At 63.9% G+C, this 20,247-nt stretch carries 21 protein-coding genes, 1 tRNA gene and 1 riboswitch; of the genes, 16 read left to right on the top strand and 6 right to left on the bottom strand.

Features of this window, described 5'->3' with window-relative positions; translation table 11 throughout:
* Positions 1-82: 82 nt before the first annotated feature.
* The 6 genes from mce to FJ426_RS20315 all read left to right on the top strand — a co-directional run bounded on the left by mce (position 83) and on the right by FJ426_RS20315 (position 6,669).
* A complete protein-coding gene (mce, locus tag FJ426_RS20340; RefSeq protein ID WP_140559581.1) occupies positions 83-487 on the top strand; it encodes a methylmalonyl-CoA epimerase in 405 nt (134 codons plus the stop codon).
* The gene (locus FJ426_RS20335) at positions 484-768 is read left to right on the top strand and encodes a DUF1467 family protein (RefSeq protein WP_140495592.1); all 285 of its coding nucleotides are present in this window, start codon (positions 484-486) and stop codon (positions 766-768) included. The genes mce and FJ426_RS20335 overlap by 4 nt, the downstream gene beginning before the upstream one ends.
* 633 nt (positions 769-1,401) lie before the next feature.
* A complete protein-coding gene (gene proS / locus FJ426_RS20330; RefSeq protein ID WP_140559582.1) occupies positions 1,402-2,730 on the top strand; it encodes a proline--tRNA ligase in 1,329 nt (442 codons plus the stop codon).
* Positions 2,727-4,013 carry a lipoprotein-releasing ABC transporter permease subunit gene (locus tag FJ426_RS20325; protein ID WP_140559583.1) on the top strand — a complete coding sequence of 429 codons (1,287 nt, stop codon included), beginning with the start codon at positions 2,727-2,729 and terminating at the stop codon, positions 4,011-4,013. Before proS ends, FJ426_RS20325 begins: the two co-directional genes overlap by 4 nt.
* Complete coding sequence (locus tag FJ426_RS20320; RefSeq protein ID WP_181165304.1) at positions 4,010-4,693, top strand: ABC transporter ATP-binding protein; 684 nt, start codon at positions 4,010-4,012, stop codon at positions 4,691-4,693. Before FJ426_RS20325 ends, FJ426_RS20320 begins: the two co-directional genes overlap by 4 nt.
* A 728-nt stretch (positions 4,694-5,421) precedes the next feature.
* On the top strand, positions 5,422-6,669 hold the full coding sequence (locus FJ426_RS20315) for a site-2 protease family protein (protein WP_140559584.1): 1,248 nt from the start codon (positions 5,422-5,424) through the stop codon (positions 6,667-6,669).
* Positions 6,670-6,685: 16 nt separating this feature from the next.
* Here the strand turns inward: FJ426_RS20315 and lipB are convergent, their stop codons facing one another.
* Complete coding sequence (lipB, locus tag FJ426_RS20310; protein WP_140555005.1) at positions 6,686-7,429, bottom strand: lipoyl(octanoyl) transferase LipB; 744 nt, start codon at positions 7,427-7,429, stop codon at positions 6,686-6,688.
* 180 nt (positions 7,430-7,609) lie between these two features.
* Between lipB and FJ426_RS20305 the strand changes: the two genes are divergently transcribed.
* The 3 genes from FJ426_RS20305 (at position 7,610) to FJ426_RS20295 (ending at position 9,820) form a co-directional block, all read left to right on the top strand.
* Positions 7,610-7,694 (top strand) — tRNA-Leu (locus tag FJ426_RS20305).
* A 195-nt stretch (positions 7,695-7,889) separates the two neighbouring features.
* Positions 7,890-9,308, top strand: coding sequence for a magnesium transporter (gene mgtE / locus FJ426_RS20300; protein ID WP_140516400.1), 1,419 nt, complete (start codon positions 7,890-7,892; stop codon positions 9,306-9,308).
* A gap of 125 nt (positions 9,309-9,433) precedes the next feature.
* Positions 9,434-9,820 (top strand): MerR family DNA-binding transcriptional regulator, encoded by a 387-nt coding sequence (locus FJ426_RS20295; protein ID WP_006203215.1) that lies wholly within the window; start codon positions 9,434-9,436, stop codon positions 9,818-9,820.
* Positions 9,821-9,993: 173 nt separating this feature from the next.
* On the opposite strand, the gene FJ426_RS20290 is transcribed toward FJ426_RS20295, so the two are convergent.
* Positions 9,994-10,470, bottom strand: a complete 477-nt coding sequence (locus tag FJ426_RS20290) for an isoprenylcysteine carboxylmethyltransferase family protein (RefSeq protein WP_140559585.1) — start codon at positions 10,468-10,470, stop codon at positions 9,994-9,996.
* Positions 10,467-11,471 carry a DUF1624 domain-containing protein gene (locus FJ426_RS20285; RefSeq protein ID WP_140559586.1) on the bottom strand — a complete coding sequence of 335 codons (1,005 nt, stop codon included), beginning with the start codon at positions 11,469-11,471 and terminating at the stop codon, positions 10,467-10,469. The genes FJ426_RS20290 and FJ426_RS20285 overlap by 4 nt, the downstream gene beginning before the upstream one ends.
* A gap of 232 nt (positions 11,472-11,703) precedes the next feature.
* On the opposite strand from FJ426_RS20285, the gene FJ426_RS20280 reads away from it, so the two are divergent.
* Positions 11,704-12,903 carry an MFS transporter gene (locus FJ426_RS20280; protein ID WP_140559587.1) on the top strand — a complete coding sequence of 400 codons (1,200 nt, stop codon included), beginning with the start codon at positions 11,704-11,706 and terminating at the stop codon, positions 12,901-12,903.
* A 3-nt stretch (positions 12,904-12,906) separates the two neighbouring features.
* On the opposite strand, the gene FJ426_RS20275 is transcribed toward FJ426_RS20280, so the two are convergent.
* Positions 12,907-14,076: an aromatic ring-hydroxylating dioxygenase subunit alpha gene (locus FJ426_RS20275; RefSeq protein ID WP_140559588.1), complete on the bottom strand. Its 1,170-nt coding sequence runs from the start codon at positions 14,074-14,076 to the stop codon at positions 12,907-12,909.
* Positions 14,077-14,210: 134 nt separating this feature from the next.
* Positions 14,211-14,407: riboswitch (cobalamin riboswitch) on the top strand.
* Positions 14,408-14,442: 35 nt separating this feature from the next.
* Between FJ426_RS20275 and FJ426_RS20270 the strand changes: the two genes are divergently transcribed.
* The 4 genes from FJ426_RS20270 to cobO are packed head-to-tail and all read left to right on the top strand — an operon-like array spanning position 14,443 to position 16,559.
* The gene (locus FJ426_RS20270; RefSeq protein ID WP_140495602.1) at positions 14,443-14,622 is read left to right on the top strand and encodes a CbtB domain-containing protein; all 180 of its coding nucleotides are present in this window, start codon (positions 14,443-14,445) and stop codon (positions 14,620-14,622) included.
* A 15-nt stretch (positions 14,623-14,637) separates the two neighbouring features.
* Complete coding sequence (locus FJ426_RS20265) at positions 14,638-15,435, top strand: CbtA family protein (protein WP_140555010.1); 798 nt, start codon at positions 14,638-14,640, stop codon at positions 15,433-15,435.
* Positions 15,428-15,943, top strand: a complete 516-nt coding sequence (gene cobU / locus FJ426_RS20260) for a bifunctional adenosylcobinamide kinase/adenosylcobinamide-phosphate guanylyltransferase (protein ID WP_140555011.1) — start codon at positions 15,428-15,430, stop codon at positions 15,941-15,943. Before FJ426_RS20265 ends, cobU begins: the two co-directional genes overlap by 8 nt.
* 1 nt (position 15,944) lies before the next feature.
* Entirely contained in the window at positions 15,945-16,559 is a 615-nt protein-coding gene (gene cobO, locus FJ426_RS20255) for a cob(I)yrinic acid a,c-diamide adenosyltransferase (RefSeq protein ID WP_140559589.1), read from the top strand.
* A gap of 331 nt (positions 16,560-16,890) precedes the next feature.
* Here cobO and cbiB read toward each other — a convergent pair whose 3' ends face one another.
* Positions 16,891-17,859 carry an adenosylcobinamide-phosphate synthase CbiB gene (gene cbiB / locus FJ426_RS20250; RefSeq protein WP_140495606.1) on the bottom strand — a complete coding sequence of 323 codons (969 nt, stop codon included), beginning with the start codon at positions 17,857-17,859 and terminating at the stop codon, positions 16,891-16,893.
* On the opposite strand from cbiB, the gene cobD reads away from it, so the two are divergent.
* Positions 17,858-18,904, top strand: coding sequence for a threonine-phosphate decarboxylase CobD (gene cobD, locus FJ426_RS20245; RefSeq protein ID WP_140559590.1), 1,047 nt, complete (start codon positions 17,858-17,860; stop codon positions 18,902-18,904). The genes cbiB and cobD overlap by 2 nt on opposite strands.
* Positions 18,901-19,410, top strand: a complete 510-nt coding sequence (locus FJ426_RS20240) for a tyrosine phosphatase family protein (RefSeq protein ID WP_140559591.1) — start codon at positions 18,901-18,903, stop codon at positions 19,408-19,410. Before cobD ends, FJ426_RS20240 begins: the two co-directional genes overlap by 4 nt.
* A 3-nt stretch (positions 19,411-19,413) precedes the next feature.
* Here FJ426_RS20240 and FJ426_RS20235 read toward each other — a convergent pair whose 3' ends face one another.
* Complete coding sequence (locus FJ426_RS20235) at positions 19,414-20,217, bottom strand: creatininase family protein (protein WP_140547725.1); 804 nt, start codon at positions 20,215-20,217, stop codon at positions 19,414-19,416.
* Between the last annotated feature and the right edge of the window lie 30 nt (positions 20,218-20,247).

Below are 20,247 nucleotides of genomic sequence, written 5' to 3'. Positions count from 1 at the left end.
TAAGGGAATAAGGCAGTAGGGGAGTAGGGGAGAATGAGCCGTTGCTTTTCTTCTTCCCTACTCCCCTAAAGCGGAGCGCTCTGTGCTTGGACGCCTGAACCATGTCGCGCTTGCGGTGCCGAATCTGGCTGCGGCTGTCGCTTGTTATCGCGACACGCTAGGCGCCGAAGTGAGCGAACCACAGGCGCTGCTCGGGCATGGCGTCACCGTGGTGTTCGTCAATGTCGGCAACACCAAAATCGAGTTGCTGGAGCCGCTCGGCGAGGGCTCGCCGATCGCGGCTTTCCTCGAGAAGAACCCGTCGGGCGGCATGCACCATCTCTGCTACGAGGTCGACGATATCCTTACCGCGCGGGACCGGCTCCAGGCAGCTGGCGCCCGGGTTTTGGGCGACGGCAAGCCGAAGACCGGCGCGCATGGCAAACCTGTGCTGTTCCTGCATCCGAAAGATTTCTTCGGCACGCTGATCGAACTGGAGCAATCATGAGCTGGGTTTCGTTCACCGCACTGTTTTTCGCGACCTGGTGGGTGGTGCTGTTTGCCGTTCTGCCGTTCAGCGTCAGGACGCAGGATGACGACCGTGACGTGACGCTGGGCACGGTGCCGAGCGCGCCGCGCGGACCACATATGCTGCGTGCGGTGATCCGCACCACCGTCGCCACGGCGGTGCTCATGGGCATTTTCTACGGCCTGACGCACGGGCTGGGATATAGCCTCAACGACATCCCGCACATCGTGCCGGAATTCGGCCAGGCCACGGCAAAATAGCAGCATTCAAACCGGGCTCTTGCGCTTCGGGCGAGGTCACGCCGCCATTCGGCGCCGGCTCATCTGTTCAGGCTTCAAAAATCGTGACGCGAGGGTAAGGTGGTTTGGCAACGCATTGCGCTAAGCAGGTGATTGCACAAAAAAAATGCAAGGCACAAGGCCTTGCAATTTAAACGCGTCCGATCTGTTTCCGGTTTCCGGCGGCAGCGAGTAACCGCGCCTAGATCGCATCCTCCCAAGACTTTGACCGCGTAGGAGAACAGATTTTTCTCTGCTCTCTCGGTTATCGGGGCACATTAGCCCAACGGAAATGAAAATGTCACGAAGAATTTTGCCTTGAAACGGGCATTCTCGTGCTGCACTGCACAATAGTACGGCAGGCTTTGCTTGGGAAACCACCAGCAGGGCGTTTTATGCAACCGTGGCTCCTTCGATCGTCCAGCATTCGCGGCGCGCGCGAGGGGTGCTCAAAACCCTTTTCATTCCGCGCACCACGCCGTTCGTAAGCTGAATTCCGATTTCGGGGTCGATGCGTCCGGGTTCCCATTGCGCCACGAAATGGCTATGAAGCCGGGGCAAGCAAGCCTGCGTCGCACCGATTCTGGCGCGGCCTCCTCATTCACGGACCAGTCCATGCGTTTGTCGCGCTATTTCCTGCCCATCCTCAAAGAGAATCCGCGCGAGGCGGAGATCGTCTCGCATCGGCTGATGTTGCGCGCCGGCATGATCCGCCAGCAGGGGCAGGGCAGTTTTTCCTGGCTGCCGCTGGGCAAACGGGTCCTGGACAAGGTCTGCCAGATCATCCGCGAGGAACAGAACCGCGCCGGCGCGCTGGAAATCCTGATGCCGACCATCCAGTCGGCCGACCTGTGGCGCGAAAGCGGCCGCTATAACGACTATGGCAAGGAGATGCTGCGCATCAAAGACCGCCAGGACCGGGACATGCTCTACGGCCCGACCAACGAGGAAATGGTCACCGAGATCTTCCGCGCCTATGTAAAGTCCTACAAGGACCTGCCGCTCAACCTCTACCACATCCAGTGGAAGTTCCGCGACGAGGTGCGGCCGCGCTTCGGCGTCATGCGCAGCCGGGAATTCCTGATGAAGGATGCCTACTCCTTCGATCTCGACTTCAAAGGCGCGAGAGCCGCCTACAACAGGATGTTCGTGTCCTATCTCCGGACCTTCACCCGCATGGGCCTGCAGGCGATCCCGATGCGGGCCGACACCGGCCCGATCGGCGGCGATCTCAGCCATGAATTCATCATCCTGGCCGACACCGGCGAGAGCCAGGTGTTCTGCCATCGCGATTATCTGTCGCTCGGCGTGCCCGGAGCCAACACCGATTTCTCCAACGACGCCGAGATATCAGGCATCGTCAAGACCTGGACGACGCCTTACGCGGCCACCGACGAAATGCATGACGAAGCGGCCTGGGCTGAGGTTCCCGACAGCGACAAGGTTTCGGCGCGCGGCATCGAAGTCGGCCATATCTTCCATTTCGGCGAGAAATACTCCAAGCCGATGGGCGCTAAGGTGACCGGGCCCGACGGCAAAGATCATTTCGCTTCCGGCGGTTCCTACGGCATCGGCCCGTCGCGGCTGGTTGCGGCGATCATCGAAGCCAGCCATGACGAGAACGGCATCATCTGGCCGGAAGCGGTGGCGCCGTTCGACATCGGCCTGATCAACATGAAAGCCGGCGATGCCGATTGCGACCGCGTCTGCGATGAACTCAACGCAGCTTTCACTGCCGCCGGCAAGGATGTGCTCTATGACGACACCGACCAGCGGCCGGGCGGCAAGTTCGCCACCGCCGACCTGATCGGCCTGCCCTGGCAGGTGATCGTCGGACCGCGCGGCGTGGCCGCCGGCGAGGTCGAGATCAAGAACCGCAAGACCGGCGAGCGCGTGACGCTGCCGATCGCCGATGCGAAAAAACGCTTCGGTGCCGCCGCATGAGCGAGGCGGCGGCAGCGAGACCGGCAGGCGCCGGACCGTTTTCCATCTTCGAACGCACGGTGGCGTGGCGCTATCTGCGCTCGCGACGCAAGGAGACGGTGATCTCGGTCATCGCCTCGATCTCCTTCCTCGGCATCATGCTGGGGGTGGCGACGCTGATCGTGGTGATGGCCGTCATGAACGGGTTCAGGGCCGAGCTGCTCACCCGCATTCTCGGCGTAAACGGCCATCTGATCGTGCAGCCGCTGGATTCGCCGCTTGAGGACTATGCGCAGGTCGCCGGCCGCATCAACGGCGTGGCCGGCGTCAAATACGCCATTCCGCTGATCGACGGCCAAGTGCTGGCGCAAGGCAATGTCGGCGGCGGCTCCGGCGCGCTGGTGCGCGGTATCAGGGGCGAGGACCTGGGCAAGATCGCCATCGTCGCCAGCAACATCAAGCAGGGCTCGATCGCCGATTTCGACACGGGCGAGGGCGTCGCCATCGGCAAGCGCATGGCGGAGAATCTCGGCCTGGCGCTCGGCGACACGATCACGCTCATCTCGCCGGACGGCGACGTGACGCCGCTCGGCACGACGCCGCGCATGAAGGGCTACAAGATCGCGGCGATCTTCGAAGTCGGCATGTCGGAATATGACGCCTCCATCGTCTACATGCCGTTCTCGGAAGCGCAGCTTTATTTCAACATGGACGGACGGGCGCAGACGATCGAGATCTATGTCGACAATCCCGATGATGTCGACGCGCTGAAACCGAAGGTGGAAGAGGCGGCGCAGCGACCCATCGACCTCGTCGACTGGCGGCAGCGCAACGAGACCTTCTTTTCCGCCCTGCAGGTGGAGCGCAACGTCATGTTCATGATCCTGACCCTGATCGTTCTGGTGGCGGCGCTCAACATCATCTCCGGGCTGGTCATGCTGGTGAAAGACAAGGGGCACGACATCGCCATCCTGCGCACCATGGGCGCCTCGCGCGGCGCCATCCTGCGCATATTCCTGATGACGGGCGCGGCGATCGGCGTCACCGGCACCATCGCCGGCGTGCTGCTCGGCGTGGTCATCTGCCTCAACATCGAATCGATCCGCGAGTTCTTCTCCTGGATGACCGGCAAGGTGCTGTTCAATCCGGAGCTCTATTTCCTCAGCCAGTTGCCGGCGAAGATGGATCCGCGCGAGACGACCTATGTCGTCATCATGGCGCTCGCCCTGTCGTTCCTGGCGACATTGTTTCCGGCATGGCGCGCGGCCCGCCTCGATCCGGTCGAAGCGCTGAGGTACGAATGATGGCGCAGGCCATTATCGAGTTGAAGAGCGTCGAGCGGCACTATGTCCAGGGACCGCGCAAGCTCACCATTCTGAACGGCGCGGACTTCTCGCTGAAGCGCGGCGAGATGGTGGCACTGGTGGCGCCGTCCGGCACCGGCAAATCGACGCTGCTGCATACGGCAGGGCTCCTGGAGCGGCCCGATGCCGGCGACGTGATTCTCTCCGGCCGGGCCTGCGGCCGGCTATCCGACGACGAGCGCACCTCGATCCGCCGCAACGATGTCGGCTTCGTCTACCAGTTCCACCATCTGCTGCCGGAGTTTTCGGCGCTGGAAAACATCATGATGCCGCAGCTCATCAAAGGGCTGCCGCGCAAGGAGGCGGCCGAGCGCGCGGCGCAGCTGCTCGACTACATGCAGATCGGCAAGCGTGCATCGCACCGGCCGTCCGAACTGTCGGGCGGCGAGCAGCAGCGCGTGGCAATCGCGCGTGCGGTCGCCAATGCGCCGCTGGTGCTGCTGGCGGACGAGCCGACCGGCAATCTCGACCCGGTCACTGCTTCCTATGTGTTCGAGGCGCTGGAGGCATTGGTGCGGCAATCCGGCCTCGCGGCGCTGATCGCCACCCACAATCACCAGCTGGCAGCGCGCATGGACCGGCGCGTCACCCTGGCCGAGGGCAAGGTGGTGCCGCTGTAGAACGTTGATGTCCGCTGCGAGATTGGGTTCAACCTTAACAACGTCCAGCGAGATTTCCGCGGGTTTAGTTTGCCTTCGGGGATACTGATCCCTCCGGGAGTCCTCTGGATCAGAACCGCCAGTGAGCCTTCAGTGCGATCAGGGCGGAAGAGATCGCGGTCATCGCCAGGATGAGCAGCCAGGGTTACAAAGTTGCGCGAGAGGCGCCACCGGCGGCCTTGCCTCATGCGCTTTCGCCAGCGATCAGCTTGATTGGCGCCTTGATGTTGCCTCACGTCCATCACTCGGCAGTCGTAGCTTACCCACTATTGTCTCTACTGAGATTGAGGGCAGCAGGCGCTCATCCCATACGCTAACTGACGATAGCGTCGCCGACATCTTCCTGACCTGTTGATAGGTCCCGCGCCGTCAACCTTTTCTTAACCCTGCCGGTTTGATCGCTCGAAAATTCCGGCTGCGGACGGATTCCGCTCGTTGACTTTGAAACAAAATTAGAACAAATTGCGAACATATCAACAACAGGAGAGAGTTATGACCGATCTGGTTCAGGATGTCATCTCGCTGGTTTGCATGAGCACCTTCCTCATTTCCATGGCGATCTGGATCGGAGCCATGTGAGGTGACTGTCTCCGCCGTCGCTGTTCCGGCGGACGAAAGTCCGCTTTGCCGTTAAGCCTTTCTTGCCGCCCATGGCGCTAGGGTGTCGCTCCTGAAAGCAGGAGCGCCGCGTGTCGCCCATCGTCGCCGCCTTCCTCGTGGCCAGCAATCTAGGGCTGATTTTTCTCCTGATGAGCGTGCCGCTTGGTTTGCGCACAATCAGGCTCAGCCGCACGGTCGCGGCCGACCGGCAGCGCCTGTGGCAGGCGCTGTGGCCGCTCGGGAGCAATGCCGGCTGGTCCGGCGAAATCCTCTCGGCGGAGATGCTGGGCGAGGGAGTGGTCCGTACCAGAATGTCCTGGGAGGGCCGGGACGGCCGGCCGATCGAACGCAAGGCCCTGTTCGAGAATGTCGTGCACGGCAGGTGCTTTTCGATGCGCGTCATCGAAGACACGGCGCTCGATCCGTCTTTCTGGGCGCATTATCGGGAAACCGCGCAGTTGGTCTCGATTGGCGAGGCCACCCGGGTGACGCTCACCCAGACCGACCGTTACCGCGGCGCGGCCTTCCTGGCGTTCCGCTATTTCGCCATGCGCCGCGAACTCGCCAAGCTGGATGGCTGGGCCAGGACAGGGCGGTATCGCAAGGGCGGCTGGTTCGAACATCCGCTGAGCCAGCTCGGCTTCGCCGCTCTCTCGGCGTTCATCCTGTGGCCGTTCTTCGGGCTTCACCGCGGCGGGCTTGCTCTGGCCGCGATCCTGACTTCCGTTGTCGCCCTGCACGAGCTCGGCCACATGGCGGCATTCCGCCTGATGGGCCATCGCAGGGCGCGCATGATCTTCATCCCGCTGCTCGGCGGCGTCGCCATTGGCGGCCGGCCCTATGACAGCCGTTTCGAAGTTGCGTTCGTGGCGCTGATGGGCGCCGGGTTCTCTGCTTTCCTGGTGCCGTTGGCAATGGTGGGCAGTACGTTTGCAAGCGCGGAAGGGCACTGGCTCACCGCGACATTGCTGGCGACACTGGCGGGCTGTGCTGCGCTCTTCAACATCGCCAATCTGGTGCCGGTGTGGAAATTCGACGGCGGCCAGGTGCTGCGCCAGATCTGCCCAGGGCCGGTCGCGCTGGCGCTGGCCTCCTTCTTCCTGCTCTCGGCCTTCCTGGCGCTTGGCTGGCGGGCCGGCTTTTCCATTGGCTTTCTGCTCGCGGCCGGCGCGGTCTTTGCAATCCTCAGCCTTCTGACAGCGGGCAGCGGGGTGAAGCCGCGCCACGAACTGAAGCCGATCCGCACGGCCGACCGTTTCGTCATCGCCGGCGCGCTGCTGGCGGTGTTCCTCATCCACGGTTATGGAGTGCTCTGGGCGTCGGCACGGCTGATCTGAGCTGTCCGGGAAGCGTTCAGCCGGCCTCGCGGGCTGTTTCCACGGGCAAGGCCGTGGCTGGGCCGAAGACATCCTCGAACGCTGATTTCAGCGCCAGGTCGAGATCGGCCATCGTCACCGGCAGCCCGAGATCGACGAGGCTGGTGACGCCGTGGTCCTGCACGCCGCACGGCACGATACCACTGAAATGGCCGAGGTCCGGCTCGACATTGATGGCGATGCCGTGAAAACTCACCCAGCGCCTGAGCCGAATACCTATTGCCGCGATCTTGTCCTCCGCGGCAGAGCCGTCCGGCAGGGCAGGGCGATCGGGCCGCACCACCCAGACGCCGACGCGATCCTCACGGCGCTCGCCATTGACGTTGAAGGCGGCGAGCGTGCCGATGATCCACTGTTCGAGGGCGGCGACGAAGGCGCGCACATCCTCGCGGCGGCGTTTCAGGTCGAGCATGACGTAGGCGACGCGCTGGCCCGGCCCATGATAGGTGTATTCGCCGCCGCGGCCGGCCGAAAACACCGGGAACCGGTTGGCGTCGATCAGGTCCTCGCTGCGCGCACTGGTGCCGGCGGTATAGAGCGGCGGATGCTCGACCAGCCAGACCATCTCGCCGGCGGCCCCGCTGCGGATCGCTTCGGCGCGCGCCTCCATGAAGGCAAGCGCCTCGGGATAGGCGGTGAGGCCGGGCTCGATCGCCCATTCGACGGGCGCCGAACCGGGCAAAGGCAGGAACGACGTGGCGATCTGGCTGCGTTCTGGCATGGGGTGTCCCTTGTTGTACTCCATATGGCGATATCGGGCCGAAACGTCCAGTTCGCGGCGCATTTTGGCGCTTTGATCCGTTATGGCAATTCCCAGCGATTAAATGCTCGGGGCGCACTTGTTTCGCCGGAAACGATTTGCTACACGCCGCGAGCCGGTCGGTTCCGGCTCCTACCACGTGCGGTCGTGGCGGAATTGGTAGACGCGCAGCGTTGAGGTCGCTGTGGGGCAACCCGTGGAAGTTCGAGTCTTCTCGACCGCACCATTCTCTCTCCCCAGAATCTGATTTGTAGCGGCACCTCCAGCCCTACGGGCACCGCGCATTTCGTTTGATATTCCCGCGCGTTACGCCAGTTTCTTTTTGGGCGTCGGATTTTCCCGAAACCGGTTTCCACTTTCGGGTCCGATGTTCTAGACCTGAGACGCACCTTTTCCAGGATTGCAATGGCGGGAGGCGCTGGTGGAAGGCCAGGACGAACGGACGACCGGCGCTGGGGGCGCTGACGAACACCGCGCCGACATCTACGGTGAGGACGGCGCTGTCCTTTCGTCCTTTCTCGCCCAGATCGGCGCGGCGATCGCCGACCGCGATACGCTCACGCTCAAGCGTGAGGTCGACGACCTGCACCAGTCTGAAATGGGCGACCTGATCGAGGCGCTGCATCCCGACCAGCGGCGCGCCCTTGTCGAGCTTTTGGGGGCCGACTTCGATTTTTCCGCGCTGACCGAGGTCGACGAGGCGATCCGCATGGACATCGTCGACAATCTGCCCAACGCGCAGATTGCCCAGGCGGTGCAGGAACTCGATTCCGACGACGCTGTCTACATCCTCGAGGACCTCGAACCGGAGGACCAGGACGAGATCCTGTCGCAGCTGCCGTTTACCGAGCGCATCAGGCTACGTCGCTCGCTCGACTACCCCGAGGAGACCGCCGGGCGGCGCATGCAGACGGAGTTCGTCGCGGTGCCGCCGTTCTGGACGGTCGGCCAGACCATCGACTACATGCGCGAGGACAAGAACCTTCCCGACCGCTTCAGCCAGATCTTCGTCATCGACCCGAGTTTCAAGCTGCTTGGCGCCATAGACCTCGACCAGATCCTGCGCACCAAGCGCTCGGTCAAGGTCGAGGAGGTCATGCATGAGACGCGGCACGCCATTCCGGCCACGATGGACCAGGAAGAGGCCGCGCGGGAGTTCGAGCAATATGACCTTCTGTCGGCCGCCGTCGTCGACGAGAACGAGCGGCTGGTCGGCGTGCTGACCATCGACGACGTCGTCGACGTCATCCAGCAGGAAGCCGAGGAAGATCTCCTGCGCATGGGCGGCGTCGGCGACGAAGAGCTTTCCGACAGCATCTTTTCGACCTCGCGTTCGCGTGTTCCATGGCTGCTTGTCAATCTCCTGACCGCCTTCCTCGCGGCATCGGTGATCGGTCTGTTCGACCACACGATCGAGCGCATCGTGGCGCTCGCCGTGCTGATGCCGATCGTGGCCGGGATGGGCGGCAATGCCGGTTCGCAGACCATGACCGTCACCGTGCGGGCGCTGGCGACAAGGGATCTCGACATCTACAATGCCGGCCGCATCATTCGCCGCGAGATAGGCGTGGGCTTCATCAACGGCATGGTTTTCGCCATATTGATCGGCATCGTAGCCGCCGTCTGGTTCCGCGATGCCAATCTGGGCGGCATCATCGCCGCGGCCATGATCATCAACATGTTCGTTGCGGCCCTTGCCGGCATCCTGATCCCGCTGCTGCTCGACCGCTTCAAGGTCGATCCCGCGGTCGCTTCGGCGGTGTTTGTCACCACGGTCACCGACGTCGTTGGTTTCTTCGCTTTTCTGGGCCTTGCCACGTGGTGGTTCGGCGTCCATTGATCCGGCTCAATTGACTTTTACGTAAATGCCGTGCGAGGCTCGGCGACAGGCAGACTGCGGCCGATTCCGGCAGGTCTGCCGCGGACGGAGAGCAGCAGTCGCCAATCTCCGGCTATGGGGCGAGAATGCGGGAATATTATTCGATCACCGAGCTGACGCGCGAATTCGACGTGTCGACGCGGACGCTGCGGTTCTACGAGGACGAGGGACTGGTGCAGCCGGTGCGGCGGGGCCGCACGCGGCTGTTTCGTCCATCCGACCGACACCTGATCCGGCAGATCATGCGCGGAAAACGGCTCGGCTTCTCGATCAACGAGATCCGCGAAATCATTCAGATGTACAAGGAACCGCCCGGCGAGGTCGGCCAGCTCAAGCTGATGATCAAGCGCATCGAGGAAAAGCGCGAGGATCTGAGGCAAAAGCGCCGCGACCTCGAGGAGACATTGGCCGAACTCGACCAGGCCGAGGAATCCTGCGTTGAGCGGCTGGTCGAGCTCGGGGTGAACACATAGCGGACCGCGTTTGAGCGGCCATGGCAAACATTCGAGATTAGCCGAGCCCTCCGAACTTCATCCTAGGGTATGCGCTGCGTTGCTGCGCTCCTTGCTTCGCCCCAGGATGACGACGGAATGGACGTTTCGGCTAATGGCCGAAATGCGATTCACGGCGGAAACCATGGCGCGGATCAAATCCAGCGCCGCACTCTTTTGGCATAGTCGCGGTATTTCTTGCCGAACTTTGCCGCCAGCATCTTTTCTTCCTTTTCCACCGCGACCTTCTGCGTGACGAAGGCAGCGATGAACGCCAGCGGCAGGAACCAGACGATCCCGGAGATGAAGGCGACGCCAATCAACAGCAGCGTGTTGGCGAGGTACATCGGATTGCGGGTGACGCCGAAAGGACCCGTGGTGACGAGATGGTCCGGCACGGCGTTGGGGTTGAGCGTGGTCTTGGCCCGCGTCATGGTGCGGATGGCGGTGAACCAGAGTGCGGCGACGCCGAACAGCGCCACCCAGCCGGCCGCGTAGAGGAGGTCGCCCAGGAGGTCGCCGATCCAGGGCAGGGGAAAGAGCAGGCCGAGCGCGATACTGATGGCGATGGCGGCGATGTAGATCAGCGGCGGCCACGGTATCAGCCCAGGTTTGGGCGGGGTCTCGGTCATTCGACACCTTCCTCCGTCATCTTGCTGTCGGTCTGGGCCGTGCAGGTGCCGGCGAGATCCGCCAGATGCGCTCTCCATTCGGCGGTCTGGTCGTTCTTGTAGAGCCGATCAAGCGTTGCCTCGCCCTCCAGCGTGTCCAGCATGCACCCACAATAGCTCGAACAGAACTTGCTGTCGCGCTGCTGCTCGCACGAGATCTGGCAGGTCTTGAGAAAGTTCACCTGCGGGGTTTCGACCTTGGCCGGCATTACTTGCGAGAACAACCAGACACTGCCGATCAGCAGCGGCTGGTGAATCAGGTAGAAGGCCAGGCTGTGCCGGCCGATGAAGCCCAGCGGGTTGGACCAGCGCCCGGGTGCCACATCTGCCAGGCGCGCCAAGGCGCCGAAGCCGGAGGCAAGCTTGGTCGCTCCGAGGCCCACAAGCACCGCACCGAACCACGGGAACAGCGGGACATAGTCGTTGGAGTGTGGGTTGACCGCGGAAAGGCCGACCCACCACAGCCAGGGGTGATCGAACGATTCCAGCCGAAAATAGAAGGGAATGGCGATGACCGCCGCGGCGATCGGCAGTGTGAGCAGCGCCGGCAGGCGCAGGAATGCCAGCCCGAGCAGGCTCGCCAGCGCGATCTGGTGCAGGATGCCGAAGAAGATCCACCCGTCCGGCGTGGCGATACGGGTGGCGACCGAAATGGCGATCGCCGCTCCGGCGACCATGGCGAAGCGTCTCCAGAAGCCGTTCCAGCGGATCTCTTTGCCATGGGCGAGATACAGGCTGACGCCGACCAGGAACAGGAAGGTCGAGGCGATGCAGCGAGCATAGAACTTCCACCAGCCGAAGGCGGTCAGGCCGGGATCGGTGTAGCCGAAGAATTCCAGGTCCCAGGTGAAATGGTAGCTCGCCATGGCGATCAGCGCGATGCCGCGCAGCATGTCGATGGCGACGATGCGCTTGGTCTTCGGCAACTCCGCGGCGGGCATGGTCGGCGTCTGGATGCTCATGGTCTCGCGATCTGATTCAGCCCCGTACGAGGACTATCACGGTTACGCCGGACAAAAGAAGGCCGTGAGCTTCGATACAGACAGTCAGCCGGCGCTGCATCAGGCACCCCTTTAGGCCAGCACCGGAAAGCCTTTGACCGGCTTCGTTTTTATCCGGGGCACGTCGGTTTCCTGTTACCGGTCGCGAACTGATGGCCGCAGATTTGGCTGCTGATTCTGCTTTGGGGAAGCAATGTCCACGCATGTGCGCCATCCGATCTGGCTACCGGCCCTCAAGGCCGCGGATGCCCGCACCTTCGCCTCGCTCTACGCGGTCGAATCCTTCGCTCGCGCCACGGTGTCGAGCGTCATCCCGATCCAGGCCTACGAGATCCTCCACAACGAGCAGATCGTCTCGATCCTCTACACCATAGTGGCGATGCTCGGCCTGTCGGTGACCCTGTTCATGCCGATGCTGATCCAGCGCTTCGCACGGCGCTGGGTCTACACGGCGGGCGCCTGCCTGCTGGCGATCGGCTCGTTGTTCTTCGTCACGCATACGCTCGCCGGGCAATTGGCCGGCATGCTGTGCCGTGTCATGGGCGCCAGCGCGCTGTCGATCACGCTCAACCTCTACATCATGGACCACATCCGCAAGACCGATTTCATGCAGGCCGAATCGCTGCGCATGGCGTGGTCGATGTTTGCCTGGACGGGTGGGCCGACGCTCGGCATCTTTCTCTACACACGCTTCGGCATCTATGCCGCGCATGGCGCGGTCGCCGTATTCGCCTTGGCCCTGCTGGCGTTGTTCTGGACCTACCGGCTCGGCGACAATCCCTCGATCCGGCCGGGCAAGACGCGCCCGGTCAACCCGCTGGCCAATATCGGCCGCTTCGTCGCGCAGCCGAGGCTGAGGCTGGCCTGGCTGATCGCCTTCGGCCGCTCCTGCTTCTGGACGACATTTTTCGTCTATGGCCCGCTGTTCATGGTCATCACCGGTGAGGGCGAACTTGCCGGCGGCATTCTGGTTTCGGCAGGCAACGCGCTTTTGTTCATGGCGATTTTCTGGGGCAAGGCCGGCAAGCGCTTCGGCGGCCGCAGGACCATGACTTTTGCCTATTTCGCCATGTCGGTGGTGCTGCTGGCGGCGGGTGCCGTCGGCGAAAGCGCGCCGCTCGTCACCGGCGCCTTGCTGCTGTGCGGCGCCTTCTTCACCATCGCGCTCGACGCGCTGGGCTCGACCGCCTTCATGCGCTCGGTCCGCTCTTACGAGCGGGCGCAGATGGCTGCGGTCTACCGCACTTATCTCGACTTTTCCGAACTGACGCCGCCGCTGGTCTACTCGGTGGTGCTGGCCTTTTTCGGACTGGGCTCGGTTTTCGTCACGCTCGGCCTGCTTGCGGCGGTCTGCGGTTATGTCACCTGGCAGTATCTGCCGAAGTCGCTGTGAAGCTTACGGCACAAGCGCAGCATGTCGTTCGCGTACCCAATCGTGGAAGCGGTGGAGGTCGTACTCCTCCGGCATCAGCACGCCGGCCTTATGGCGCATGGAGCGCAGCCCTTTCTGGTTGACCTCGCAGATCGCGGCATCCTCCTCCAGCACCTGGGTGCCGAATCCGACGATGTTGTCGATGTCGGTGGCGGCGAGCGCGTCGGGCGCGAACAGCCATTCGGCGGTCAATTCGGTCTGCTCGGGGCCAAGCGGCACCAGCCGTACGGACCTGACATAGTCGACGTGGCCGACGATGAACATCGAGGGCAGGCTGGTGGCGTAGGTCTGGCCGGCGGCGTGCTCGGCCGGCGTCAGGCCCGAAAAGACCGGCCCATGCGCCTGGCCGTCACGTGACCATGTTTCGGCACCCGCCCGCAGCCCGCCGGAAAATTCCGGCGCGTCATTGTCGGCATGGCGGGTCCATTCGGGGTCGTCATGCCGGCCCATCAGGCCGCGGCCGTAGATCGGCACCAGCCGCGACAGGTCCTTGTGGACGCCGGGGCAATGCAGGCATTCGTTGAAGTTTTCCCAGAAGATCTTCCAGTTGCAGTTCATCACCTTGCGCAGCACATGGCCCGATACCAGCGATTCCAGCGGCCAGTTGCCGAGATCGCCGGAGGCCGGGTCGAAGGATGAGTGCGCCGAGCCGGCGGCATCTTCCGCGAGATTGACGAAGACGAAGCCGCGCCAGACCGACAGCGCGACGCGATAGAGCGGATGGTCCGCCTTGTCGAAACCTTCGGGCAGCGTTTTCGATGGCACGCGCACGAGATCGCCGCGCAGCGAATAGGACCATGCGTGGTAGGGGCAGGTGATCAGCCGCGCCTTCAGCCGCCCCTCGCGTTCCTGGCAAAGCTGCGAGCCGCGATGCCGGCAGGTGTTGTGGAAGGCGCGCAGTTCGCCGGTATCGTCACGCAGCACGACGATCTCCTGGGTGCCGACACGGAAGGTGCGGAAAGCCAGCGGTTGGGCGAGATCAGCTTCACGGCAGACGAGCAGCCAGTTCCTGTACCAGATGGCGTCGAGGTCGCGCTGGTAGGCCGCCGCATCCCAATAGGCCGAGGACGGCAATGTCGGCTCGGCCCGGGTGAGGCCGTTATAGGGGGCGTGCTGGCTCTGGACGGGCTGCATGGCTGGCCTCCTGTGAGGATGGCAGCCGACACCCGGCCACGGAAATTGTCAATTGCAGCGGAGCAAGCGGCCGGACGGCGCTAAAGCGCTTGTCGCCGTCGGAATTTGGTTTGCCGGATGCGGCGATTTTCCCTATAGTCACCTTCGTCGTCGGTTCCGATTGGAGCCAAGAGGGAATGCGGTGCGGGCAGATTTGTTGCCCAATGCCGTGGCTGCCCCCGCAACTGTGTGCGGTAGTCCTCTCCATATGCCACTGAAGATTTTCTTCGGGAAGGTGGGGAAGGGCGCTGATCCGCGAGCCAGGAGACCTGCCGGCGACAGGAAACTGACTTCGATGCCCTCGGGTGGAGGGTGAAAGGACAAGACATGAATACCGCTTCCGTCTCCCTCGGCGCCTCCATCTCCTCGCAGTCGCGCCTCCTGCAGCTCGCGCTCGCGGCGCTGCTCGGCGTTTTCGTCGTAGGCTTTGTCGGTTTCTCGCATATCGACGCGGTCCACAATGCCGCGCACGACTATCGCCACTCGATGGCGTTTCCCTGCCACTGATAGGGATTTGACATCATGAACCTGTTTCGCAACGTCGTGTTCATCGCGGCGATCGCAGGGCTCGTGGCCGGTGTCGTTCTCGCCTGCATGCAGGCCTATGCCACCGTGCCGTTGATCCTGAAGGCGGAAGTCTACGAACAGGCCGGCGGCGGCCACCACCACGACCATACCGCACCGGCCCCGACCGACAACAACGCCATGAACTCTGCCGCCCCGGCGGGCAATGCCATGAGCTCCGCCGCGCCGGCAGCCGCTGAAGCTGTTCCGGCTGAAGAGGAAGGCTGGGCGCCGGCCGACGGCTTCGAGCGCTTCGCCTTCAGCGTGCTTGCCAACATCGTCACCGGCATCGGCTTCGCGCTGGTCCTGGTCGCGGTTTCGGAATTCGCCGGCGGCATCGGCAACTGGCGCCAGGGCGTGTTCTGGGGACTGGCCGGCTTTGCCGTGTTCACGCTGGCGCCGGGCCTCGGCCTGCCGCCGGAACTGCCGGCCATGCCTGCCGCCGAGCTTCTGCCACGCCAGATCTGGTGGACGGCGACGGTGGCGGCGACGGCGATCGGCCTTGCCCTGATCGCCTTCCGCAAATCACTGCCGCTGGCGATTCTGGGCGTGGTGTTGATCGTCGCGCCGCATATTGTCGGCGCGCCGCAGCCGGACAGTTTCGAGACGCCGATTCCGGAAGGCCTGCACCATCAGTTCGTGGTGGCGGTAACCGTAACCAACCTGGTGTTCTGGCTCGTGCTCGGCGCTGTCGTCGGCGTGGTGCGCGGACGCTTCACCGGCAGCGCGACGAGCCTGCGCGACAGCTTTGCCTGATCGCGGAAGACTGACCTTCATCATCGGCGGTGCGCGCTCCGGCAAGAGCGCGCACGCCGAAACGCTGATGACCGCCTTGCCTTCGCCATGGGCCTACATCGCCACGGCGCAACCTTATGACGACGAGATGCGGCAGCGCATCGCGTTGCACCGGTCGCGGCGCGGCGAGGGCTGGACGACCATCGATGCACCGCTAGACCTTGTCGGTGCACTCGAGGCCCTACCGGAGGACCAGCCGGTGCTTGTCGACTGCCTGACGCTCTGGCTGACCAATCACATGCTGGCCGATCATGATGTAGAGGCCGAATGTCGGCGGCTGGCTGACATGCTGTCGCGGCCGCGCGGACCCTGGTTCGTGGTATCCAACGAGGTCGGGCAAGGCATCGTGCCCGACAATGCGCTGGGGCGCCGGTTCCGCGACGCCGCCGGCCGGCTCAACCAGCAGGTCGCGGCGATTGCCGAGACCGTGCTTTTGATGGTGGCGGGGCTGCCGCTCAAGGTGAAGTGACATGACCGACATCGACGAAAAGGACGAAGAGCGCCACCGCGCCAAGATGGCCAAGCGCAAGGCGGTCCAAGACGCCGAGGTGGCGAGCAAGACGGTCGAAAAGGGGCTGCTGATCGTCAACACCGGCCCGGGCAAAGGCAAGACCACGGCTGCCTTTGGCCTGGCGCTGCGGATGCTCGGCTACGGCAAGCGCGTCGGGGTCGTCCAGTTCATCAAGGGCAAATGGCATACGGGTGAGAAGGAGGCCTTCGCCGCCTTCGACGACCGCGTCGTCTGGCACGCGATGGGCGAGGGGTTCACCTGGGAGACACAGGATCTGAAGCGCGACATCGCGGCGGCCGAGGCCGCCTGGGCCAAGGCGCTGGAGCTGATGGCCGATCCGTCGATCAGTCTCGTCGTGCTCGACGAACTCAACATCGCGCTGCGCTACGAGTATCTCGATCTGGACAAGGTGGTTGTCGCGCTGAAAGCGCGCCGCGAGGGCCTGCATGTCGTCGTCACCGGTCGCAACGCCAAGCCGGCGCTGGTCGAGGCGGCCGACCTGGTGACCGAGATGGGGCTGACCAAGCACCATTTCGCGGCGGGAGTGAAGGCGCAGCAGGGGGTGGAGTTTTGAGAGCTGTTGTCCCCTTTTGTGGATGAGCATTCAAGTCTGGTCGCCAAACGCTTCCAGCAGGGCTCACTTCCTTTCCCTCCGGAGGGGGGAAAGGTGGCGCTGCGAAGCAGCGACGGATTGGGGGAAGGCGGTTATCGAACGCGCGGTCCGTAGACAGGCAGGCGCAACCCGGCGGGTGCGAGAAACGCGACTGCCGAGCTCGTCGACCCCCACTCCGTCTCGGCTTCGCCGAGCCACCTCTCCCCGATCGACGGGGGAGAGGAAAGGCGCGAACCTGTTGCAGCCCGGCTCCCTTCCTCCCCTTCGGGAGAGAACTCACGGGGGGGTGAGATCATGCCAGAATGACGATCGCCGAAACCACGCCGAACAGGGCAATCAGCAAATAATCGGCGACGCGGTAGAGTTTCAGCGCCCGCCTTATGTCGATGCTGTCGGCTTCGCGTCGGCCGCCTTCGCCCATGAACGCGTCGTCGACCGTTACGCCGCCATAGCTGCGCGGCCCGGCGAGGGCCAGGCCGAGCCCGCCCGCCATCGCCGCCTCCGGCCAGCCGGCATTGGGCGAGCGGTGCTTTTTCGCGTCGCGCCGCACCGCCTGCCATGCGGCTTTCGCGTCGGCGCCTTTCACCAGGAAAGCCGCCAACGTGATGAGCAACGCCGTCAGCCTCGACGCCGGCAGGTTGATCCAATCGTCGAAGCGTGCGGCTGCCCTTCCGAACGTTTCGTGGCGCGGCGTGCGATGGCCGATCATCGAATCGGCGGTGTTGGCGGCCTTGTAGGCGGCGCCGCCGGCGAGGCCGCCGACGCCCGTCCAGAAGGCGGGGGCAACGATGCCGTCGGAAAAATTCTCAGCCAGGCTCTCGATCGCCGCGCGGCAGACGCCGGCCCTGTCGAGGGTTTCGGGATCGCGGCCGACGATGCGCGAGACGGCGGCGCGGCCCATGTCGAGGCCGCCCGAGTCGAGCGCATCGGCGACGGCCTCGACATGCTCATAAAGGCTCCGCTGCGACAGGAACGATGTTGCCAGAAGGGCGGTGATGAACAGTCCCAGGGGAATGAACCAGAGCAGGATCTGCACGCACAGGCCAATTAGCGCCGGCACCAGCACGATGACCAGAAGCGCCTGGACACCACGTTGGCGACGCAGTGCGTCGGGATCAGTGGCGCGGTTGAGCCTGCGATCGAGAAAGGATATCAGCCTGCCAAACCACGTCACGGGATGGCCGATGGCGCGAAACAGCCAGTCGGGGTAGCCCAGCGCGGATTCGATGGCCAATGACAGGAAAGCGATCAGGACTGACATGAAGCTTCTTGAAGGAGCGGTGGACCATGGTGGAAGTCTCGGCCGGGCAAGGGCGCTTTTCCCCAACGCCCCCCAGCCTTTCGTCGACCTCTCGACCGGAATCAATCCGCACTCCTACCCGCTTTTCGAGCTGCCCGCCACCTCGCTGTCGCGATTGCCGGAAGCGGGGCGGGCGCGTGAGCTGACGGCGATCGCGGCCAGTAGCTATGGTGCGCCCTCGCCAGCCAATGTCGTCGCTGCGCCCGGTACGCAGATCCTGCTGCCGCGCGTGGCATCGCTGGTCGCGCCGGGCAAGGCGCTCGTACTGGGGCCGACCTATGCCGAACATGCCCGCGCGGCGGCGATCGCGGGGCACGAGGTGATCGAAGTCAGCGATTTCGCTGATCTGGCGGATGCCGACCTTGCCGTCGTGGTCAACCCGAACAACCCGGATGGGCGCATCGTCGAGCGCGACCGGCTGCTGGCGCTGGCCGCCGGTTTGCGCGCCAAGGGCGGGCTGCTGGTCGTCGACGAGGCGTTCATGGATGTCGGCCCGCGCGAACACAGCCTTGCCGGCGATGTCGGCCAGGGCGGCATCGTCGTGCTGCGTTCTTTCGGCAAGTTTTTTGGGCTGGCCGGCCTGCGGCTTGGATTCGCGCTTGCCGATGCGCCGACGGCCCAACGGCTGGAAACGCAATTCGGACCTTGGGCCGTCGCCGGCCCGGCGCTGGAATATGGCATTCGCGCACTTGCCGATATCGGCTGGCAGGACGCGATGCGCGCATCGCTTGCGGAGGCATCGGTTCGGATCGACGGACTGTTCAGCCGCTTCGGCCTGCCTGCCGCGGGCGGCACCACATTGTTCCGCTATTTCAGCCTGCCGGATGCCGCCGGCTTGTTTGCAGCGCTTGGCGAGCGCGGCATCCTGCTTCGCCATTTCACCGACCGCCCGCACGTCCTGCGGGCAGGCCTGCCGGGGAACGAGGAGGAGTGGCTGCGGCTCGAATCCGCCCTTGCCGAATGGGCGGCGCGGCGCGAGGATCGAGCGAAAGGTATCGAACCATGATTCATGTCTGCTCGCTGGCAAAGGTCGAGGAAACAGTGGCGAGGACCGGCGCCGAGCGGCTGCTGTCGCTGTTGGCCGCCGGCACCGATGTGCTCCGCCCGGCCTCGATCATGAGGGAAAACCATCTGCACCTGGTCATGCACGACATCGCGGCGGCGCAGGATGGCATGACCATGCCGGGCGAGGAGCATGTGCGCAATCTGCTCGATTTCGCGCGCCGCTGGGACCGCGCAAGGCCGATGGTCGTTCACTGTTATGCCGGCATCAGCCGCTCGACAGCCTCCGCCTATATCATCGCTGCCGCGCTGGCGCCGAAACGCGACGAGGCCGAACTGGCTCGGACGTTGCGGACGCTGTCGCCTTCGGCGACGCCCAATCCGCGGCTGATCGCGGTGGCCGACGCGCTGCTTGGTCGAGACGGCCGCATGATCGCGGCAATCGAAGCGATCGGGCGCGGCGCCGATGCCTTTGAAGGCAACCCGTTCGAACTGAGGATCGACGGCTAGAGGCTACTTCAGCCAATCGGCGAGCTTCGCCTTGCGTACGTCCCTAAGCAGGCTGACGAAACCATCAGCCTGATGTTCCGCTGTCAGCCGACCTTTTTCAGCCGTGGCAATGCTGGCGTCGCCGACCACGCCGTTCGGATTGAGATCGCTGGCGATCCAGGCGAAGGCGTGGGTGCCGGTGTGGCGCAGGAGCGAAAATTCCTGCTCCGCGTTGGCGACGTTGGAGACGAAATTGTCGGCCTTGGTCATGTCGACGAGATCCGGCCGGAAATGCAGCATCAGCGAGGTCTCGACGTCGCCGCCATGGATGCCGTGGCGGTCCTCGAGTTCGGTGTACATGCCGGCCGGGCGGCCGAAGCGTTGCCAACTGGTCTTCACCGCCAGCATCTTTTCGCGCACCCGCAATTCGCGCGTGACGATGCCCATGATCTCCTCGTTGCCGCCATGCGAGTTGACGACGACCAGCTTGCGCACGCCTGCCCGCGCAATCGACACGCCAAGCTCGGTCCAGGCGTCCGCCAGCGTCGTTGCCGGCAAAGTAAGCGTGCCCGGCGCGTGAAGATGCTCGTTCGATTTGCCCACCGCCTGGACCGGAAGGATGCGGATGTCGAGATCGTCGGGCAGGCGGGCGATCACCGTGTCGAGCATGCCGTTCATGATCGAGGTGTCGGTCGAGACAGGCAGATGCGGTCCATGCTGCTCGATCGCCGCCACCGGCAGTACGGCGATCGTCGCTTCGGGATCGATCGAGGCATATTCGGTGGTCCGATAGTCACCCCACCACACGCGTCTTTTTGCTACGGTCATGTCATGCCTCTTCGATGAACGGTGAGACCT

The organism is Mesorhizobium sp. B2-6-4 (assembly GCF_006441495.1).
Taxonomy (GTDB): Bacteria; Pseudomonadota; Alphaproteobacteria; order Rhizobiales; family Rhizobiaceae; genus Mesorhizobium.
The sequence above is the reverse complement of the archived record's forward strand: the minus strand, read 5'-3'. Positions and strand labels throughout refer to the sequence as shown.

What these genes read in the sequence shown, in the direction of transcription:
- cbiB (WP_140495606.1), bottom strand. Translation starts at nt 17,859, where the DNA reads ATGTCAGTCCTGATCGCTTTCCTGTCATTGGCCATCGAATCCGCGCTG.
- FJ426_RS20325 (WP_140559583.1), top strand. Translation starts at nt 2,727, where the DNA reads ATGAGCGAGGCGGCGGCAGCGAGACCGGCAGGCGCCGGACCGTTTTCC.
- FJ426_RS20280 (WP_140559587.1), top strand. Translation starts at nt 11,704, where the DNA reads ATGTCCACGCATGTGCGCCATCCGATCTGGCTACCGGCCCTCAAGGCC.
- lipB (WP_140555005.1), bottom strand. Translation starts at nt 7,429, where the DNA reads ATGCCAGAACGCAGCCAGATCGCCACGTCGTTCCTGCCTTTGCCCGGT.
- FJ426_RS20295 (WP_006203215.1), top strand. Translation starts at nt 9,434, where the DNA reads ATGCGGGAATATTATTCGATCACCGAGCTGACGCGCGAATTCGACGTG.
- cobD (WP_140559590.1), top strand. Translation starts at nt 17,858, where the DNA reads ATGAAGCTTCTTGAAGGAGCGGTGGACCATGGTGGAAGTCTCGGCCGG.
- FJ426_RS20235 (WP_140547725.1), bottom strand. Translation starts at nt 20,217, where the DNA reads ATGACCGTAGCAAAAAGACGCGTGTGGTGGGGTGACTATCGGACCACC.
- FJ426_RS20265 (WP_140555010.1), top strand. Translation starts at nt 14,638, where the DNA reads ATGAACCTGTTTCGCAACGTCGTGTTCATCGCGGCGATCGCAGGGCTC.
- FJ426_RS20320 (WP_181165304.1), top strand. Translation starts at nt 4,010, where the DNA reads ATGATGGCGCAGGCCATTATCGAGTTGAAGAGCGTCGAGCGGCACTAT.
- FJ426_RS20290 (WP_140559585.1), bottom strand. Translation starts at nt 10,470, where the DNA reads ATGACCGAGACCCCGCCCAAACCTGGGCTGATACCGTGGCCGCCGCTG.
- FJ426_RS20285 (WP_140559586.1), bottom strand. Translation starts at nt 11,471, where the DNA reads ATGAGCATCCAGACGCCGACCATGCCCGCCGCGGAGTTGCCGAAGACC.
- proS (WP_140559582.1), top strand. Translation starts at nt 1,402, where the DNA reads ATGCGTTTGTCGCGCTATTTCCTGCCCATCCTCAAAGAGAATCCGCGC.
- FJ426_RS20275 (WP_140559588.1), bottom strand. Translation starts at nt 14,076, where the DNA reads ATGCAGCCCGTCCAGAGCCAGCACGCCCCCTATAACGGCCTCACCCGG.
- FJ426_RS20240 (WP_140559591.1), top strand. Translation starts at nt 18,901, where the DNA reads ATGATTCATGTCTGCTCGCTGGCAAAGGTCGAGGAAACAGTGGCGAGG.
- cobO (WP_140559589.1), top strand. Translation starts at nt 15,945, where the DNA reads ATGACCGACATCGACGAAAAGGACGAAGAGCGCCACCGCGCCAAGATG.
- FJ426_RS20270 (WP_140495602.1), top strand. Translation starts at nt 14,443, where the DNA reads ATGAATACCGCTTCCGTCTCCCTCGGCGCCTCCATCTCCTCGCAGTCG.
- FJ426_RS20335 (WP_140495592.1), top strand. Translation starts at nt 484, where the DNA reads ATGAGCTGGGTTTCGTTCACCGCACTGTTTTTCGCGACCTGGTGGGTG.